The sequence below is a fragment of the Bacteroides sp. MSB163 genome, from assembly GCF_036416795.1.
GTDB classification, from domain to species: Bacteria; Bacteroidota; Bacteroidia; order Bacteroidales; family Bacteroidaceae; genus Bacteroides; species Bacteroides maternus.
Genome location: NZ_CP143867.1, coordinates 5,727,853 through 5,743,783, shown reverse-complemented (window position 1 = coordinate 5,743,783; position 15,931 = coordinate 5,727,853). Strand labels below are relative to the sequence as shown.

Sequence of the window (15,931 nt, the reverse complement as noted above, 5' to 3'; positions counted from 1 at the left end):
TTTTCAATGAGGAGACCTTCCTTCTTCCCTGTCCTGATAGGCACGGGCTTCGGCTCAGGCTTTTCTCCCTTTGCTCCGGGCACGGCGGGCGCTTTACTCGCTACGCTAATCTGGTTCGGACTTTCTTTACTCATATCAGAAACTTGTCTGTTGTGGACGACTGTCGCATTGATATCTCTGTTCACCGTAGCCGGAATCTGGGCTACCGACCGTCTGGAACCCTACTGGGGTGAAGATCCGTCGCGCGTGGTGGTGGATGAGATGGTAGGTGTGTGGATCACGCTCCTGGCAGCTCCGGCAGGTCATATCTGGTATGGACTGGCAGCATTTGTTTTGTTCCGCTTTTTTGATATTCTGAAACCGCTGGGCATCCGGCGGATGGAAAATCTTCCGGGTGGAGTGGGAGTGATGATGGACGACGTATTGGCAGGAGTGTATGGTTTCATTGTTTTAATTGTGGCGAGATGGTTGATGGAGTAGAAGAACAGAGTCGGTTTGCAGGTTGGCGCAGGGAAGTGTGGCTTTTCATGAAGGCGCAGCTTTCTGCACAGATAGCTACTGTGATCGATTTTCTGATTACTATTCTTTTGGTGAAATTATTTGGTATATATTATTTGTATGCCACATTTATAGGTTCCGTGATTGGCGGTATTGTCAATTGTGTAATCAACTATGAATGGGTATTTAAGGCGGAAGACTGCAAGAAGATACATGTGGGGTTGAAGTATTTCATTGTCTGGGGTGGGAGCATCCTTATCAATACATGGGGTACTTTTGCTTTGACGGAATGGCTGGCAGGAATGAAATGGGTGAACGGCTTGCTGGGATACTACGTCTATGACGTGTTTATCTTGTCAAAAATAATGGTTGCCCTGCTGGTTGCATTTTTCTGGAACTATTATTTGCAACGGGTCTTCGTCTACCGGAACCACGACTTAAAAAGATTTCTGAAACAACGTTTGGAGAAAAAATAGAATGAACATGAATTACAGAGATTGGCTGCAGCAGGTGATATACAAGATTATCAATCCCGTTGTGCGCGGCATGATTAAAATTGGCATTACGCCTAACTTTATTACTACTACCGGGTTGATTCTTAATATTGTGGCTGCCGGTATATTTATTTATGCAGGGTTAGTGACGGATTCAGAAGAAGACCTTTCCTTAGTGGGGTGGACAGGCGGACTGATACTCTTTGCCGGGTTGTTTGACATGATGGACGGCCGCGTGGCGCGTCTTGGCAATATGTCTTCCACCTTCGGGGCATTGTACGATTCGGTGCTAGACCGTTACAGTGAACTGTTTACTTTGTTCGGCATATCCTATTATCTTATATTGCAGGGTTATTTCTGGGGTTCCATTATCACTTTTCTTGCTTTGATCGGTTCGCTGATGGTAAGTTACGTACGCGCACGTGCCGAAGGGCTGGGACTGGAATGTAAAGTAGGTATTATGCAACGCCCTGAGCGAGTGGTGCTGACCAGTCTGGGAGCTTTGTTTTGCGGTATATTTTCCGATTGCACACTCTTCGACCCGATGTTAATCCTGATTGTTCCTCTGGCAATCATTGCCGTATTGGCTAATCTGACGGCTTTTGTCCGTCTGGCACATTGCTATAAACTTTTGAATAAATGATAAAAAGATATTTTCCTTCGGTGAGGGAGACGGTATTGCTGGTAGTCATTATGCTGATTTTTCTGTTGCTGACGGCTACTTTTATCGGACTTCGCATGGAGCATTTTCTAATGGCGGGATTGTTTCTGGTTTTGTTCTTTGCAGGAAGGACAACCCGTAAGCTGGCAGTGGCTTTGCTGCCTTTTGTTATCTTCGGAATTTCATACGACTGGATGCGGGTGTATCCCAATTATCAGGTAAATCCTATCGATGTACAGGGTTTGTATGAAGCGGAGAAATCCCTTTTCGGTATATCCCTGAATGGAGATACGCTGATTCCCTGTGAATTTTTTGCCATACATCACTGGCCGGTAGCTGATTTCTTTGCCGGGGTGTTCTATCTCTGCTGGGTGCCTGTGCCTATAGCTTTCGGTTTGTGGCTTTATCTGAAGGGAGATCGCCGGATGTATCTCCGTTTTGCCATGGTCTTTCTGTTGGTCAATCTTATTGGCTTTGCCGGATATTATGTTCATCCTGCCGCTCCCCCTTGGTATGCTATGAACTATGGGTTCGAGGCAATGCTGGATACTCCGGGAAATGTGGCGGGGTTGGGACGCTTTGACGAACTGCTGGGATGCACGGTTTTCGACTCTATCTATGGGCGTAATGCAAATGTATTTGCAGCCGTCCCTTCGCTGCATGCGGCATATATGGTTGTGGCGTTGGCTTATGCTATTATGAATCGCTGCAAGGGCTGGCTGATAGCATTGTTCGCGTTTATCATGGTGGGTATCTGGTGTACGGCTATTTATTCGGGACATCATTACCTGATTGATGTATTACTGGGAATATTCTGTGCTCTCCTGGGCATCTTTGTCTTTGAAAAAGGATTGATGAAATGGGGAGTATTCAAGCGCTTCTTCGAACGTTATAGTAAATATATCCGTTAATGAATAATTTCGTTTTTTGCAGTCCTACCGAATTTGTATTCGGTAAGGCTACGGAAATGCAAGTCGGTGCACTGGCACGGAAACATGGTGCGCGGAAAGTGATGATCGTGTACGGCGGCGGTTCTGTTGTACGGAGTGGCTTGCTGGATAGGGTGAAGCAATCCTTGCAGGAAGCAGGGATTGAATATTGTTTGATGGGTGGCGTGCAGCCGAATCCAGTGGATACGAAAGTGTATGAAGGCATTGAATTCTGCCGTCGTGAACAGGCTGATATGTTGTTGCCTGTGGGTGGTGGTTCTGTCATTGATACAGCCAAAGCTATAGCGGCAGGTGTGCTTTATGAAGGTGACTTCTGGGATTTCTATATCGGAAAGGCTAAAGTGACTAAAGCGCTGAAAGTAGCTGTTGTGCTGACTATTCCTGCTGCCGGAAGTGAAGGTTCCGGTAATACGGTTATAACGAAACTGGACGGTTTGCAGAAACTAAGTTTGCGTGTACCGGAAGTTTTGCGTCCGGTATTCTCTATTATGAATCCGGAACTTACTTATACTTTGCCGCCCTTTCAGACAGCCTGCGGTGTAGCTGATATGATGGCTCATATCATGGAACGTTATTTTACGAACACTCAGGAGGTGGAAATTGGAGATCGCCTTTGTGAAGGCACTTTGATGGCTATCATCAATGAAGCTCCCAAGGTAATGAGAAATCCCGAAGATTACGGTGCGCGTGCCAACTTGATGTGGGCGGGCATGATTGCGCATAATGGTACTTGTGGCGTAGGTTGTGAAGAAGATTGGGCTTCGCACTTCCTGGAGCATGAAATCAGTGCTATTTATGGTGTTACTCATGGTGCTGGGTTATCAGTTATTTTCCCTGCCTGGATGACGTGGATGATAGAACATAATGTGGGAAAGATTGCCCAATATGCCGTTCGTGTATGGGGTGTTCCTGAATCAGAAGATAAGAAAGCGGTTGCTTTGGAGGGTATTGGTAAGCTGAAAGTTTTCTTTAGTTCTCTTGGTCTGCCTGTGACATTTAAAGAACTGGGTATTGAAAATCCTGATATTGATCGTCTGGCGGATAGTCTGCACCGCAATAAAGGAGAGTTGGTAGGGAATTATGTGAAGTTGACAATGCAGGACAGCAAAGAGATTTATCACCTTGCATGTGCAGGGGAGTGTTGGTGAGGAAAACAAAAAAGACGGCGAAGTTTCTGATTTACTTCGCCGTCTTTCTTATTTAATTTCGAATTCTTCCTTCATGTCAATCTCTTCCCCTTGCGGGTCGTAGAATACATATTCCAGGAACGCGAGTTTCTGGCTTGGAATAATCTTGATACCAAATCCGTATTTCATCTGCCATTTCCGTTTCAGGGAAACGAGTCCTTGGTTGATGTAAGCAGCAATATACGGGTGGATGTGTAACGAGAATTTCTTAATCTTCAATTTGTTGACTAAGTAATCAATTTTACTCTCTAAAGTGTCCGTAAAGAGGATGGACGACTTGATTGTGCCTTTTCCGAAACAGGTGGGACAGATTTCTGTGGTATTGACATCCATTGCCGGGCGCACACGCTGGCGAGTAATCTGCATCAGTCCGAATTTGCTGAGCGGTAGGATGTTGTGTCTTGCCCTGTCTTTCTGCATGTTGGCACACATACGTTCGTAAAGCTTTTGTCTGTTTTCGGCTTCGTTCATATCAATGAAGTCCACCACAATGATACCACCCATATCTCTCAGTCGCAGCTGGCGAGCCAGTTCGTCGGCAGCTCCCAGATTCACTTCGAGTGCGTTGGCCTCCTGTCCGTTGGCATTTTTGGTGCGGTTACCGCTGTTCACGTCTACTACGTGAAGCGCCTCAGTATGCTCAATAATCAGGTAGGCACCACTCTTGTATGAAACCGTCTTGCCAAACGAAGACTTGATCTGCTTGGTGATACCGAAATTGTCGTAAATGGGGAGTTGTCCTTTATACAGTTTTACGATTCCTGCCCGGTCAGGGGCGATAAGAGTTACGTAATCCTTGATTTCGTGGAACACGGCTTCGTCGTTGACGTGGATGTTCTCGAAAGAAGGATTGAACAAGTCGCGCAATAAGCCTACGGCACGGCTGGTTTCTTCGTAAATCAATGTCGGGAATTTAGTAGCTTTCTGTATTTTGGTGACAGCATCTTCCCAGTGCTTTAATAAAACTTTAAGCTCTCCGTCGAGCTCGGCTACGCGTTTCCCTTCGGCAACGGTGCGGACGATCACTCCGAAATTCTTCGGTTTGATACTCATCAGCAATTGTTTGAGGCGGGCGCGTTCTTCGCTCGATTTAATTTTTTGTGATACGGAAACCTTGTCGTTGAAAGGTATCAGCACCAGGTATCTTCCGGCAAATGAGATTTCGGAAGTCAGGCGCGGACCTTTGGTAGAGATGGGCTCCTTGACAATTTGCACCACTACTTCTTGTCCCACCTTGAGTGTATTGGCTACGGTGCCATCCTTTTCAAGATCGGGAAGTATGGTTGCTTTGGTGATTTGCGGTAGTTTCTTTTTATCGCTTAAAGTTTGCTTTACGTACTTCTCTAACGAGTTAAATTGAGGACCTAAGTCCAGATAATGAAGAAAAGCATCTTTCTCGTAACCCACGTCCACGAAGCAGGCATTCAGGCCGGGCATCAATTTCTTGATTCGTCCCAAATACATGTTACCCACCGAGAAAGAAAGATTTCTTCCTTCGCTTTGAAGTTCCACCAGGCTCTTGTCTTCGAGCAGGGCGATGGAGACCTCTTTGGGCTGTACGTCTACAACGAGTTCGCTTGTCACAATTTTTTCTTGCTTTTTTAGGTTCTAAAGTCAGCGAGGGGACAAATAGCCCTGCCGACTACAATTTGTTACTTAAACAAAGAACAAACTCGCGAGACAAATAGCTTCACAAGTTTGTTCTTTATTTCTGTCCTTCAGACTAAAAATTACTTTTTGCTTTTATGTCTGTTCTTTCTTAGTCTTTTTTTACGCTTGTGCGTAGACATTTTATGTCTTTTTTTCTTCTTTCCGCTAGGCATAGCTTCAATAATTTAATAGGTTAATACTCTTGTTTATTATTTCTTCACGGAGATGGTGAATGTTTTTGCAGGCTTAAATGCCGGAATATTGTGTTCCGGAATGATAATCGTAGTATTCTTTGAGATGTTACGAGCAGTTTTCTGTGCTCTTTTCTTCACTACGAAGCTACCAAACCCGCGGAGGTAAACATTTTCATCTTTTGATAAAGATGCTTTTACTGTGTCCATGAACGCTTCAACCGTAGTAAGCACTGTTACTTTGTCAATCCCGGTGTTCTTTGTAATTTCGTTTACAATATCAGCTTTAGTCATTTTTCTTTAAAAAAAATATTATTACTATAGTTTCCTAATTTTTTGGACTGCAAATATATAGCTTTTTGCGCTCTCTAAAAAATATATTCTGGACAATTTTCTAAAAAAGTCTTTTGATTAAGGTTTGTTGGGCGAAAAAGAACTATTTTTGTGCTGTAGGAAGGGCTACACGCTTTTATATTAGGGATATAGCCATGAATTGCGAAGAAGGTAGCCGTCCGAGGCGAAAGATGTTGCCCTTTTTAGACTTTTATAACTATCTGTAATAGAGATGAATATATTTAGTGAGAAATTGATAGCCTGGTATGCCGAAAACAAGCGTGAATTGCCTTGGCGGGATACCACTGACCCTTATATTATATGGATTTCAGAGATTATACTGCAACAGACCCGGGTAGCGCAGGGTTATGATTATTTTTTGCGTTTTATCCATCGTTTTCCTAATGTGACAGCCTTGGCTGAGGCACCGGAAGATGAGGTGATGAAATGCTGGCAGGGACTGGGGTATTATTCCCGCGCACGCAATCTGCATGCGGCGGCAAAAAGCATGAATGGTGTTTTTCCGGCTACTTATGAAGGGGTGCGTGCGTTGAAGGGGGTAGGGGACTATACTGCTGCGGCTATTTGCTCATCTGCCTACGGTATGCCTTATGCAGTGGTGGACGGGAATGTCTATCGTGTGCTTTCCCGCTATTTCGGCATCGATACGCCAGTGGACAGTACGGAAGGCAAGAAATTGTTTGCTGCTTTGGCAGATGAGATGATGGATAAATCGCAGCCTGCTGTCTACAATCAGGCGATAATGGATTTCGGTGCCATACAGTGTACGCCGCAATCACCGAATTGCCTGTTTTGCCCTTTGGCCGACAGTTGCTCCGCCTTGAAGGAGGGTACGATAACGAAGTTGCCCGTAAAGCAGCATAAGACGAAAACCACCAATCGTTATTTCAACTATATATATGTACGTGTGGGCGCGTGTACCTACTTACATAAGCGGACGAAGGATGATATCTGGAAAAATCTTTTCGAATTTCCGCTGATAGAAACAGAAGCGCCTGTGACGGAAGAAGAGTTTCATGAATTGCCGCAGGTACGTGCGCTTTTTGCAGACGGGGAGGTTTCGGGATTGCGTTTAATCAGTGGAAATGTGAAGCATGTGCTCTCCCACAGGGTGATTTATGCCAATTTCTATGAAGTTGTTTTACCGGAAAATTCCACTTCTCTTTCTGCCTTCCAGCGGGTGAAAATAGAGGATTTGGAGCAGTATGCGGTCTCTCGTCTGGTGCATGCCTTTCTGGAGAAATATCTATAAAAGTTGCGCTAACTCTTGCATTGTGTGATTATTCTGTTTAATTTTGGCAGCAAATTCAAATAAAAAGAAAAAAGGCTTATGTCAGTAAATAAAGTAATATTGATTGGAAATGTAGGTAGAGACCCTGAAGTAAGATACCTTGATTCCGGTATCGCTGTGGCTTCTTTGCCTTTGGCTACTACAGACCGTGCATACACATTGGCTAACGGTACGCAAGTACCCGAACGGACGGAATGGCACAATCTGGTACTTTGGCGCGGACTGGCAGAAACAGCCGAAAAATATGTGCATAAAGGAGATAAACTTTATGTGGAAGGCAAAATCCGTACCCGTTCATACGATGACCAGACCGGCGCAAAGCGCTATGTTACGGAAATCTTTGTGGACTCTATGGAAATGCTGAGCCCCAGAGGAACAGCTGCACCGGGTGCTGCCGCTCCGCAACCAGGTGTGTCACAAGGTGCTCCTGCACAACCTATGGCGCAATCGCAGGCAACTCCTGCACAAGATAATACAACGGACGATTTACCGTTCTAATTGTTTAACTAAAACCAAGATCTTTGGACCCAGACGCTTATTTATGCCAGTTGGCAAATGTTTTTAATGGTATATCCGTACATAGCCCTACTATTTCGGCAATCATCGCCATTGTGTTGGCAGGTTTGCTGTTGCTCGTATCCGGCTTTGCCTCAGCTTCAGAAATAGCCTTTTTCTCTCTTTCTCCGTCCGACCTGAATGCCATTGACGAGAGGAAACATCCCTCAGACGAGAAAATTCGTAAACTCCTGGATGACACGGAAAGGTTGTTGGCAACCATCCTGATAACAAACAATTTTGTGAATGTGACCATTATTATGCTCTGTAACTTCTTCTTTATGAGTGTGTTTGAGTTCCATTCTCCTATTGCGGAATTTCTGATACTGACCGTCATCCTAACCTTCCTTCTGCTTCTTTTCGGTGAAATCATGCCGAAGATTTATTCAGCCCAGAAGACGTTGGCTTTCTGCCGCTTCTCCGCTCCGGGTATTTGGATGTTTCGTTCCCTTTTTTATCCGGTAGCTTCTATGCTGGTACGTTCCACTTCGTTCCTGAATAAGCATTTTGCCCGTAAAAACCATAATATTTCGGTAGACGAACTTTCCCATGCCCTTGAATTGACGGATAAGGAGGAACTGAAAGAAGAGAATAATATTCTGGAAGGTATCATTCGTTTTGGCGGTGAAACGGCGAAGGAGGTGATGACTTCCCGTCTGGACGTAGTCGATCTGGATATTCGTACTCCTTTCAAGGATGTATTGCAATGTATTATCGAAAATGCTTACTCCCGTATCCCTATTTATTCCGAGAACCGGGATAATATCAAAGGTATCTTATATATCAAGGACTTGTTGCCCCATTTGAATAAGGTGGACTTCCGTTGGCAATCGCTGATACGTCCTGCCTATTTTGTTCCGGAAACTAAGATGATTGACGATTTGCTGCGTGATTTTCAGGCCAATAAGATTCATATAGCCATTGTGGTTGATGAATTTGGCGGTACGTCGGGAATTGTGACGATGGAGGATATCATCGAGGAGATAGTCGGAGAGATTCATGACGAATATGATGACGAAGAACGTACGTATGCAGTGTTGAACGATCATACGTGGGTGTTTGAAGCCAAAACGCAGTTGACGGACTTTTATAAGATTACGAAGGTGGATGAGGAAGTCTTTGATGAGGTGGCGGGTGATTCCGATACGCTTGCAGGATTATTGCTGGAGCTGAAAGGTGAATTCCCGGTCTTGCATGAAAAGGTTACTTACGATCACTATGAGTTTGAAGTCCTGGAGATGGATAACCGTCGTATTCTTAAAGTGAAGTTCACTATCAATACTCCTCCGTCGGATTCCGATAAGAAAGATTGATTTATAAAATAATATGTCTCTTTTCATACAACATACGTATCCTTCATATAAGTGGGGAGTCTGGAAGATGGATGAAGCACTGGATGAACTGCTGAGTATGCTTCCGCAACAAGAAACATATCAGGAAGGGTTGCAACGTTTCTCTGCTGAACATCGCCGGTTGGAATGGCTGTCGGTTCGTGTGTTGCTATTCACTCTGTTGGGAGAGGAAAAGGAAGTTGCTTACTATCCCAGCGGGAAGCCGTATCTGGCAGATAAATCTGCATCCATCAGTATTTCTCATACACGCGGGTATGTATCGGTGATTATCGGTGAAGCCGGTAAGGAAGTGGGCATTGATATAGAACAATACGGTGAACGGGTACATAAGGTGGCGCATAAATATATGCGTGCTGATGAACCTCTATCTTTATATCAGGGGACGGATACCTGGGCGTTGTTACTCCATTGGTCGGCTAAAGAAGTGATGTTTAAATGTATGAACACGCCGGAGGTTGATTTCCGGGAGCATCTGCGTATTTTTCCTTTTGCGGTTGCTGAAAAAGGAGTCTTCTCAGCTGAAGAGTACAGAACGCCGGGACAGCGTAAATTTGAAATTCACTATATGTTGCATCCGGATTTTGTGCTGACTTGGCAAGTTGATTAATCTTAAAAACATGATATTATGAAACTACAACACTATTTTTGTTTTCTTCTTCTCTGCTTACCAGTGCTGGTTTGTGCACAGTCAGATAAGAATGTTACGGTGAGCTATGAACGGTCTGCCAAGGGTGAAGTGACTTTCTATGCCGAAACTCGATTGCATACGCCTTATACGGTGTCTATGACTTTTTCTCGTTTGAGTAATACAACTTCTACCGAAGGGGAGATTTATGATGCTGTTATTCATTATGGCAAAACACGGCTGTTGACTTTGCGTCCGTCTACGGAAAATGCTTCGGTTGGATTTTCATATCGCTATACCTATAAAAAAGGAAATAACCGTTTGAAGACAGATACTAATTTTGTCTACCTTTTCCCTTTGGCACCAGGTAAGGTAGTTCGTGTTAATCGAATGGTGTCTTTAGAGAAATTCCTTGGGAAGGAAGGAGAGAAACGTGTTACGGGACTCGGCTTTTCTACGACTGCCGGAGATACGATTTTTGCTGCCCGTGGCGGACTTGTGACCGAGGTTGTTGATAATGCCGCTTCCACGTCTGAAAACACATCGTTTCATGCAACGGAAAATTATCTGGAAGTTTTCCATAAGGACGGTACCTTTGCCCGTTATAAATTGTTTCAGAATGGAGGGATCTTTGTCTCTCCGGGTGAAGAGGTGATTCCGGGACAGCCGCTTGGTGTCATTGGCGGGGAGAACTACAAGCAAGGTTCCCATTTGCGTTTCAGTATCTATTGTCCTGATATGCCGGATTACTCGTATGTACCTGATTTTTGTCTTTCTCAGGAGGAAATAGGCAAGCCTGAACCTCGTGTGATGTATAAGTCCTGGCATCCTGTTGCAATTGTTGTGCGGGAGATGAGTAAGAAGGAGAAGAAGAAGTTTTTGTCAAAGGAATGATTTATTGACAAAAAGATAGTAAGGTATTTGCTAATTCTTGTATAAATGCTTATATTCGACCCGTAGAAATTCTTCTACGGGTCTTTTTGTTAACTAAATGTCAAAATAATAAGCAAGCACTATGGAATTACCTTTTGCAGAGTCTTGGAAAATTAAAATGGTGGAACCCATTCGGAAGAGTACCCGCCAGGAACGTGAACAATGGCTGAAAGAAGCCCATTACAATGTGTTCCAGCTGAAATCCGAACAAGTATATATCGATTTGATAACTGACTCCGGTACGGGAGCAATGAGTGACCGCCAATGGGCAGCGATGATGCTGGGCGACGAAAGTTATGCAGGTGCTTCCTCCTTCTTCAATCTGAAAGAAGTGATCACTCGTCTGACTGGTTTTGAATATGTCATTCCTACTCATCAGGGGCGTGCCGCCGAGAATGTGCTTTTCTCTTATCTGGTACATGATGGAGATATCGTTCCGGGGAACTCTCACTTTGATACCACAAAGGGGCATATTGAGGGGCGGAAGGCCATTGCTCTGGATTGCACCATCGATGAAGCGAAGAATACTCAGCTGGAAATACCTTTTAAAGGCAATGTCGATCCTGTGAAGCTGGAAAAAGCGTTGCAGGAACATGGTGACTGTATACCGTTTATCATCGTTACCATTACGAACAATACGGCCGGCGGACAGCCCGTATCCATGCAGAATCTTCGTGAAGTCCGTGCTCTTGCGGATAAGTATAATAAACCCGTCTTGTTTGACTCCGCACGTTTCGCGGAAAACGCTTACTTCATCAAAATGCGTGAAGACGGCTACAGCGGTAAAACGATAAAGGAAATTACGAAAGAGATGTTCGACCTGGCGGATGGTATGACTATGAGTGCCAAGAAGGATGGTATCGTCAATATGGGAGGCTTCATTGCCACACGAAAAAAAGATTGGTACGAAGGTGCTAAAGGCTTTTGCGTGCAATATGAAGGGTATCTTACTTACGGTGGCATGAATGGCCGTGACATGAATGCACTTGCCACGGGATTGGATGAAAATACGGAATTTGATAATCTGGAAACCCGCATCCGTCAGGTAGAATATCTGGCAAAGAAGTTGGATGAATACGGTATTCCTTATCAGCGTCCGGCAGGCGGACATGCCATCTTTGTGGATGCAACGAAGGTACTGACGCATGTACCGAAGAATGAATTCCCGGCACAGACTCTAACGGTTGAGCTATATCTTGAAGCCGGTATCAGAGGATGTGAAATCGGTTATATCCTAGCAGACCGTGATCCGGTTACCCGTGAGAACCGTTTTACCGGACTGGATTTATTGCGCCTGGCTATTCCCCGCCGCGTATATACGGATAATCACATGAACGTGATAGCAGTAGCGTTGAAGAATGTTTTCGACCGTCGTGAAAGTATTACTAATGGAGTACGTATTACTTGGGAGGCTCCCCTGATGCGTCATTTCACTGTTCAATTGGAACGTACATAACTACTTTCTTTTTCATAATACAAATGAGGTTACCCGAATTCATATGTTGAGGGGGGTAACCTCATTTCTTTTATTTATCTTCTTTCTCGTTATTCATTCTGTAACTTAATGCTCCCGACGGGCATTTCTTGATTTGAGCGATCAATTCTTCCGTCGTTGCATTTTCAGCCGTTATCCACGGTTTTTCTTTCGGATGATACACATTCGGAAGGGTCTTGGTACAAATACCTGCATGTTGGCACAGGCCGGGTTGCCAGATGATGGTCACTTCCCCGTTCGTATATTCTTTCTTTATATTCATTACTATTTATTATTGAATGTGAATACCTTTCATTACAATTCTTTTCCATTCGGGATGTTTGTGAATGTATCCCGCTACAAACGGGCAGAGAGGTACTAATCTAAGTCCTTGTTTTTCTATATCTTTCAATGCTTTTTCTACTAACTGGCTGCCGATGCCTTTACCACCCAATTGAGTGGGTACTTCGGTGTGTGTCAGGTAAATCTCCCCATTCGATGATTTTATATACTCAATCTTTGGAGTATATTTATCGACATGAAACTCATATTGGTGACGTTCTTCATTATCAATCAGTTCATAATCTGCTTCCATAACTTTTCGTATTAATTGTTTACTGTATGTATAACATGCGGATGATGAAATTTGTTTTGGGAAAGTTATAGAATAAAATGTCCGGGCGAAATCCCTTCGACCGGACACCATTCAAATAAACTTGGCAGAGTTTACTTTAAAATTTAATAATGTATTGAAAATCAAATATATTATTTAAAAACTCTGTATTGGTTTAAACTTTTGGTTTAAAGTTTTTAGCGCCATTTTATTTTCTTGTTTTGATGTCCGATAGCGTTAAATATTGCAAAAGTAATATTTTGAAACAAGAATAACCCTCAAATCTGAAACTGAATAGAATGAATATAATCATTAAATTCAATGCTCTTTCCTCGAAAGCAATGATGCAAAAACTACATGGCAGGTCTTCTGACTTGTTTCGTTTATAAACTGCCTTCACGGGATTTCCCATTGGCGAAAGTGTTGTTTATAACTTTTTATATGAAACTTACAGCAGCGGGACTGTTCAGGATTTACACCTGATTCCCTTTTAATTACTCCTCTCGTACGAGAGTTGCAAACCAATGTGCCGCAAAGATATGAATAAATATTGCAATTCCATAAGTTGTAACTTGGAAAAATGAAAATCTAATCAATACGCACTTTTTACGTAACTATATTTACGTATTTAAATTTGCGCACTAACAACAAAAAAGAGTATCTTTTTTAGATATTTTTTCTTTGATTTTTCCTATATTGGGAGCGATTATTAACCCTTAAAATAAAATATCATGGAAAAAGAAGTTTTAGAAGAATACATTTCATTATTTGAGAAGGTAGCCCATAAGTCTGCTAATTTGGAAGAACTTCAAAAGAAGTATGAACCCAATAGTGTTTTTGATGATTTGGAAATATGGGAACTTTATACAGCCCATATCATAGCTGAATATCTTCCTCAAAAGATTGATGTTTTGGGAGAAGAAGACGAAAGAATAATGAATATTGACGAATGGATGTTTTCATCTGCATTCCTCTTTGAGCCATATTGGATTATCAAGTACCAAGATATGTATTATGCTTTTGACTTTGAAGATGAATTAGAAGGGAAGGACGCAGAGTATTCAGAATTACGAGAATATTTATGGGAACGAATGGTGCAGGAAATCGCAGAAGAATTGGGAGGTATTATTGGTGAAGAATGTATTGTTGATAGTGATGAAGATGGTAATTCCATTATAAGATTAGATGATGAAGGTAACTAATCTGTTTGTATAAATCAAAAGAAAAGCCACATTGAGATATAGGCATATTCCTCTATGTGGCTATTTCTGTGTATAATTGATACAATACTTCACCTTTCTTACTGAATTTCTGCTCTGTATTTAATCAAATTGTCATAAATATCGGTTTTTATGTGTTCTTGCGAATCATGTAACATTTCAAAACTTACAAATGTTTTAAGAACAATAACATTGTCGGCTGTTATCTTTCCAAAAACAGCTCCTTCATTACAAGTGCCATAAAATTCATCACTATCTTCTACCACAGAAATCGTAGCTGTGGGATTTATTTTGAAGAAACGTTTTATCACATCTAAAGGAGATATACTATCATCCTTAAGGAAACGGCTTCTATATCGGGAAAAGAAATGTGGAGAGTATATATGAATACCTTTAGAGACAGTAGAGAACATCATTACATTAGTTCCACCTTGCTTTTCATATAAGCAAATAATTGTATATAATATACCTCTTTCCCAATCCTTTTTATTACGTGCTTCAAAGAAAATCAAATACCTATTGTTTTTGCGAGATACAAACTCAATTGGAGTAAAATACATTGGGAATTTATTTGATTTAATGATAGGTCGCCTATACTTGGGTATAAGTCTCTCCATATAACCATGAACTGCCCCCCGTTCACTCCATACCTCTTTAAATATTTCCATATCGGACATCTTATCTGTTATCATAGTTGTGATTTTTAATTTGATGGGTACTAAAATACAAAAAAAGGAGTAACCCTAAAACAAAGTTACTCCTAAAAAGGAACAAAATGAGGTATCACCATACCTCTACTTAAAGAATCATCTTATTTATAAATATCCCATTTCTCTTTATATTACGCATGTTTCATTCAAAATCACACTTTTATAATGCAAATCCATACCGAAACGGAGATATTACTCATTAAAAGTCAGTAATTTACCAAGTAAATAAATTTTCGTTTCTTTCAAAAGGGCATAATCAATCGGTGGAGATACGTGATGTATAAGAGCGATTTGGCACATTTTCAATATCTTACCCAAATTATTCTCACCAACAAAACAGCCCACATTATTAATTTTGCCACACTCCTCAGAAATAAGCAACTTTAAAGCGTTCTTTTTCATACCTTGATATTGCGCACATACTTCTTTCTTCTTCTCCCAACGGCATCGCTTCAATTCCTTATTTTTAGCACCCCATAATGTGGCAGTTGCACCGTGATTGTTCGTGCTGTCTTCAATAATCACAGCATCGCTTGGTACAGACAACAGCAATTCCCTAAATTCTGAATTACCAATGCACTTGCACCAAACCACATAGAGCATCCATTGCAAACGAATTTCTGCCCAATCTTGACGTACATGTTCCATATTAGCCTTCTTGATAACTTTTTTCTGAACAAAAGCGTTTGGTTCATCCATCAAATTCTGCTGAATAACTTTGTTCAAAGGTGCATCCAAAGAAAACTCCCCACAGAGATATGCACATTCACTACTTCGGAAGATATGACCACAAAATGGAAAAGGATAGCCACCACACAAATTACCCAAACTGAGAGTTATTCCGTTACGTATATCTGTAGATTTACAAAACGCCCAACAATTATGTTTTGTCGTATCATACACCTCTGTACGTCCCAATATTATTTCATTGAAAAGAAGAGTTTGAGTAGAAGTAGGGCAGTTCCCATACATGAAATTTTTATCCATATTGTTTTTTTTATAAGCACCGCTTAAAACTCCTATTATTTTACCAACATAAGTTACTATAAAACTCTGTTAGTGCACGCTAAAACACTATGGATGTTTATTATGCAAATATAAGGCATCATAAACAATAGTCCTAATTATTCGCTATAATTATTCTTAATTTTTTTGCTCATAAATTATCGTAAG

At 42.1% G+C, this 15,931-nt stretch carries 18 protein-coding genes and 1 riboswitch; of the genes, 12 read left to right on the top strand and 6 right to left on the bottom strand.

Going from position 1 to position 15,931, the window contains the following annotated elements:
* The first annotated feature begins 6 nt into the window (after nt 1-6).
* Genes VYM24_RS22685 through VYM24_RS22665 form a run of 5 tightly spaced genes read left to right on the top strand, consistent with a single transcriptional unit; the run spans nt 7 to nt 3,751 of the window.
* Nucleotides 7-480 carry a phosphatidylglycerophosphatase A family protein gene (locus tag VYM24_RS22685; protein ID WP_007217634.1) on the top strand — a complete coding sequence of 158 codons (474 nt, stop codon included), beginning with the start codon at nt 7-9 and terminating at the stop codon, nt 478-480.
* Complete coding sequence (locus tag VYM24_RS22680) at nt 465-974, top strand: GtrA family protein (RefSeq protein ID WP_291552325.1); 510 nt, start codon at nt 465-467, stop codon at nt 972-974. Before VYM24_RS22685 ends, VYM24_RS22680 begins: the two co-directional genes overlap by 16 nt.
* 7 nt (nt 975-981) lie before the next feature.
* Nucleotides 982-1,635 (top strand): CDP-alcohol phosphatidyltransferase family protein, encoded by a 654-nt coding sequence (locus tag VYM24_RS22675; RefSeq protein WP_044155256.1) that lies wholly within the window; start codon nt 982-984, stop codon nt 1,633-1,635.
* On the top strand, nt 1,632-2,564 hold the full coding sequence (locus VYM24_RS22670; protein WP_299087654.1) for a phosphoinositol dihydroceramide synthase: 933 nt from the start codon (nt 1,632-1,634) through the stop codon (nt 2,562-2,564). Before VYM24_RS22675 ends, VYM24_RS22670 begins: the two co-directional genes overlap by 4 nt.
* The gene (locus VYM24_RS22665) at nt 2,564-3,751 is read left to right on the top strand and encodes an iron-containing alcohol dehydrogenase (protein WP_330940990.1); all 1,188 of its coding nucleotides are present in this window, start codon (nt 2,564-2,566) and stop codon (nt 3,749-3,751) included. Before VYM24_RS22670 ends, VYM24_RS22665 begins: the two co-directional genes overlap by 1 nt.
* 48 nt (nt 3,752-3,799) lie before the next feature.
* Here VYM24_RS22665 and VYM24_RS22660 read toward each other — a convergent pair whose 3' ends face one another.
* Together VYM24_RS22660 and VYM24_RS22655 are read right to left on the bottom strand one after the other, a co-directional pair.
* Complete coding sequence (locus tag VYM24_RS22660) at nt 3,800-5,374, bottom strand: Rne/Rng family ribonuclease (protein ID WP_007214496.1); 1,575 nt, start codon at nt 5,372-5,374, stop codon at nt 3,800-3,802.
* Nucleotides 5,375-5,649: 275 nt separating this feature from the next.
* Nucleotides 5,650-5,925: an HU family DNA-binding protein gene (locus tag VYM24_RS22655; protein ID WP_007214495.1), complete on the bottom strand. Its 276-nt coding sequence runs from the start codon at nt 5,923-5,925 to the stop codon at nt 5,650-5,652.
* Between the two features lie 271 nt (nt 5,926-6,196).
* Between VYM24_RS22655 and mutY the strand changes: the two genes are divergently transcribed.
* From mutY to tnaA, 6 genes are all read left to right on the top strand, one after another.
* Nucleotides 6,197-7,237 carry an A/G-specific adenine glycosylase gene (gene mutY / locus VYM24_RS22650; protein ID WP_291552338.1) on the top strand — a complete coding sequence of 347 codons (1,041 nt, stop codon included), beginning with the start codon at nt 6,197-6,199 and terminating at the stop codon, nt 7,235-7,237.
* A gap of 78 nt (nt 7,238-7,315) precedes the next feature.
* Complete coding sequence (locus tag VYM24_RS22645) at nt 7,316-7,774, top strand: single-stranded DNA-binding protein (protein ID WP_291552341.1); 459 nt, start codon at nt 7,316-7,318, stop codon at nt 7,772-7,774.
* 23 nt (nt 7,775-7,797) lie between these two features.
* On the top strand, nt 7,798-9,144 hold the full coding sequence (locus VYM24_RS22640; RefSeq protein ID WP_291552343.1) for a gliding motility-associated protein GldE: 1,347 nt from the start codon (nt 7,798-7,800) through the stop codon (nt 9,142-9,144).
* Nucleotides 9,145-9,157: 13 nt separating this feature from the next.
* Entirely contained in the window at nt 9,158-9,790 is a 633-nt protein-coding gene (locus VYM24_RS22635; RefSeq protein ID WP_291552344.1) for a 4'-phosphopantetheinyl transferase family protein, read from the top strand.
* An 18-nt stretch (nt 9,791-9,808) separates the two neighbouring features.
* Entirely contained in the window at nt 9,809-10,702 is an 894-nt protein-coding gene (locus VYM24_RS22630; RefSeq protein ID WP_330940989.1) for a M23 family metallopeptidase, read from the top strand.
* 121 nt (nt 10,703-10,823) lie between these two features.
* A complete protein-coding gene (gene tnaA / locus VYM24_RS22625; RefSeq protein WP_330940988.1) occupies nt 10,824-12,197 on the top strand; it encodes a tryptophanase TnaA in 1,374 nt (457 codons plus the stop codon).
* Nucleotides 12,198-12,267: 70 nt separating this feature from the next.
* Here the strand turns inward: tnaA and VYM24_RS22620 are convergent, their stop codons facing one another.
* Together VYM24_RS22620 and VYM24_RS22615 are read right to left on the bottom strand one after the other, a co-directional pair.
* Nucleotides 12,268-12,498: a (4Fe-4S)-binding protein gene (locus tag VYM24_RS22620; RefSeq protein ID WP_007214486.1), complete on the bottom strand. Its 231-nt coding sequence runs from the start codon at nt 12,496-12,498 to the stop codon at nt 12,268-12,270.
* Nucleotides 12,499-12,507: 9 nt separating this feature from the next.
* Nucleotides 12,508-12,810 carry a GNAT family N-acetyltransferase gene (locus VYM24_RS22615; RefSeq protein WP_291552351.1) on the bottom strand — a complete coding sequence of 101 codons (303 nt, stop codon included), beginning with the start codon at nt 12,808-12,810 and terminating at the stop codon, nt 12,508-12,510.
* 360 nt (nt 12,811-13,170) lie between these two features.
* Nucleotides 13,171-13,370: riboswitch (cobalamin riboswitch) on the bottom strand.
* A gap of 189 nt (nt 13,371-13,559) precedes the next feature.
* Here VYM24_RS22615 and VYM24_RS22610 point away from each other — a divergent pair.
* Nucleotides 13,560-14,030 (top strand): hypothetical protein, encoded by a 471-nt coding sequence (locus VYM24_RS22610; protein WP_278717378.1) that lies wholly within the window; start codon nt 13,560-13,562, stop codon nt 14,028-14,030.
* 98 nt (nt 14,031-14,128) lie between these two features.
* Here VYM24_RS22610 and VYM24_RS22605 read toward each other — a convergent pair whose 3' ends face one another.
* Nucleotides 14,129-14,740, bottom strand: a complete 612-nt coding sequence (locus VYM24_RS22605) for a hypothetical protein (protein ID WP_278717377.1) — start codon at nt 14,738-14,740, stop codon at nt 14,129-14,131.
* A gap of 210 nt (nt 14,741-14,950) precedes the next feature.
* The gene (locus VYM24_RS22600; protein ID WP_278717376.1) at nt 14,951-15,745 is read right to left on the bottom strand and encodes an NADAR family protein; all 795 of its coding nucleotides are present in this window, start codon (nt 15,743-15,745) and stop codon (nt 14,951-14,953) included.
* Nucleotides 15,746-15,931 lie beyond the last annotated feature (186 nt).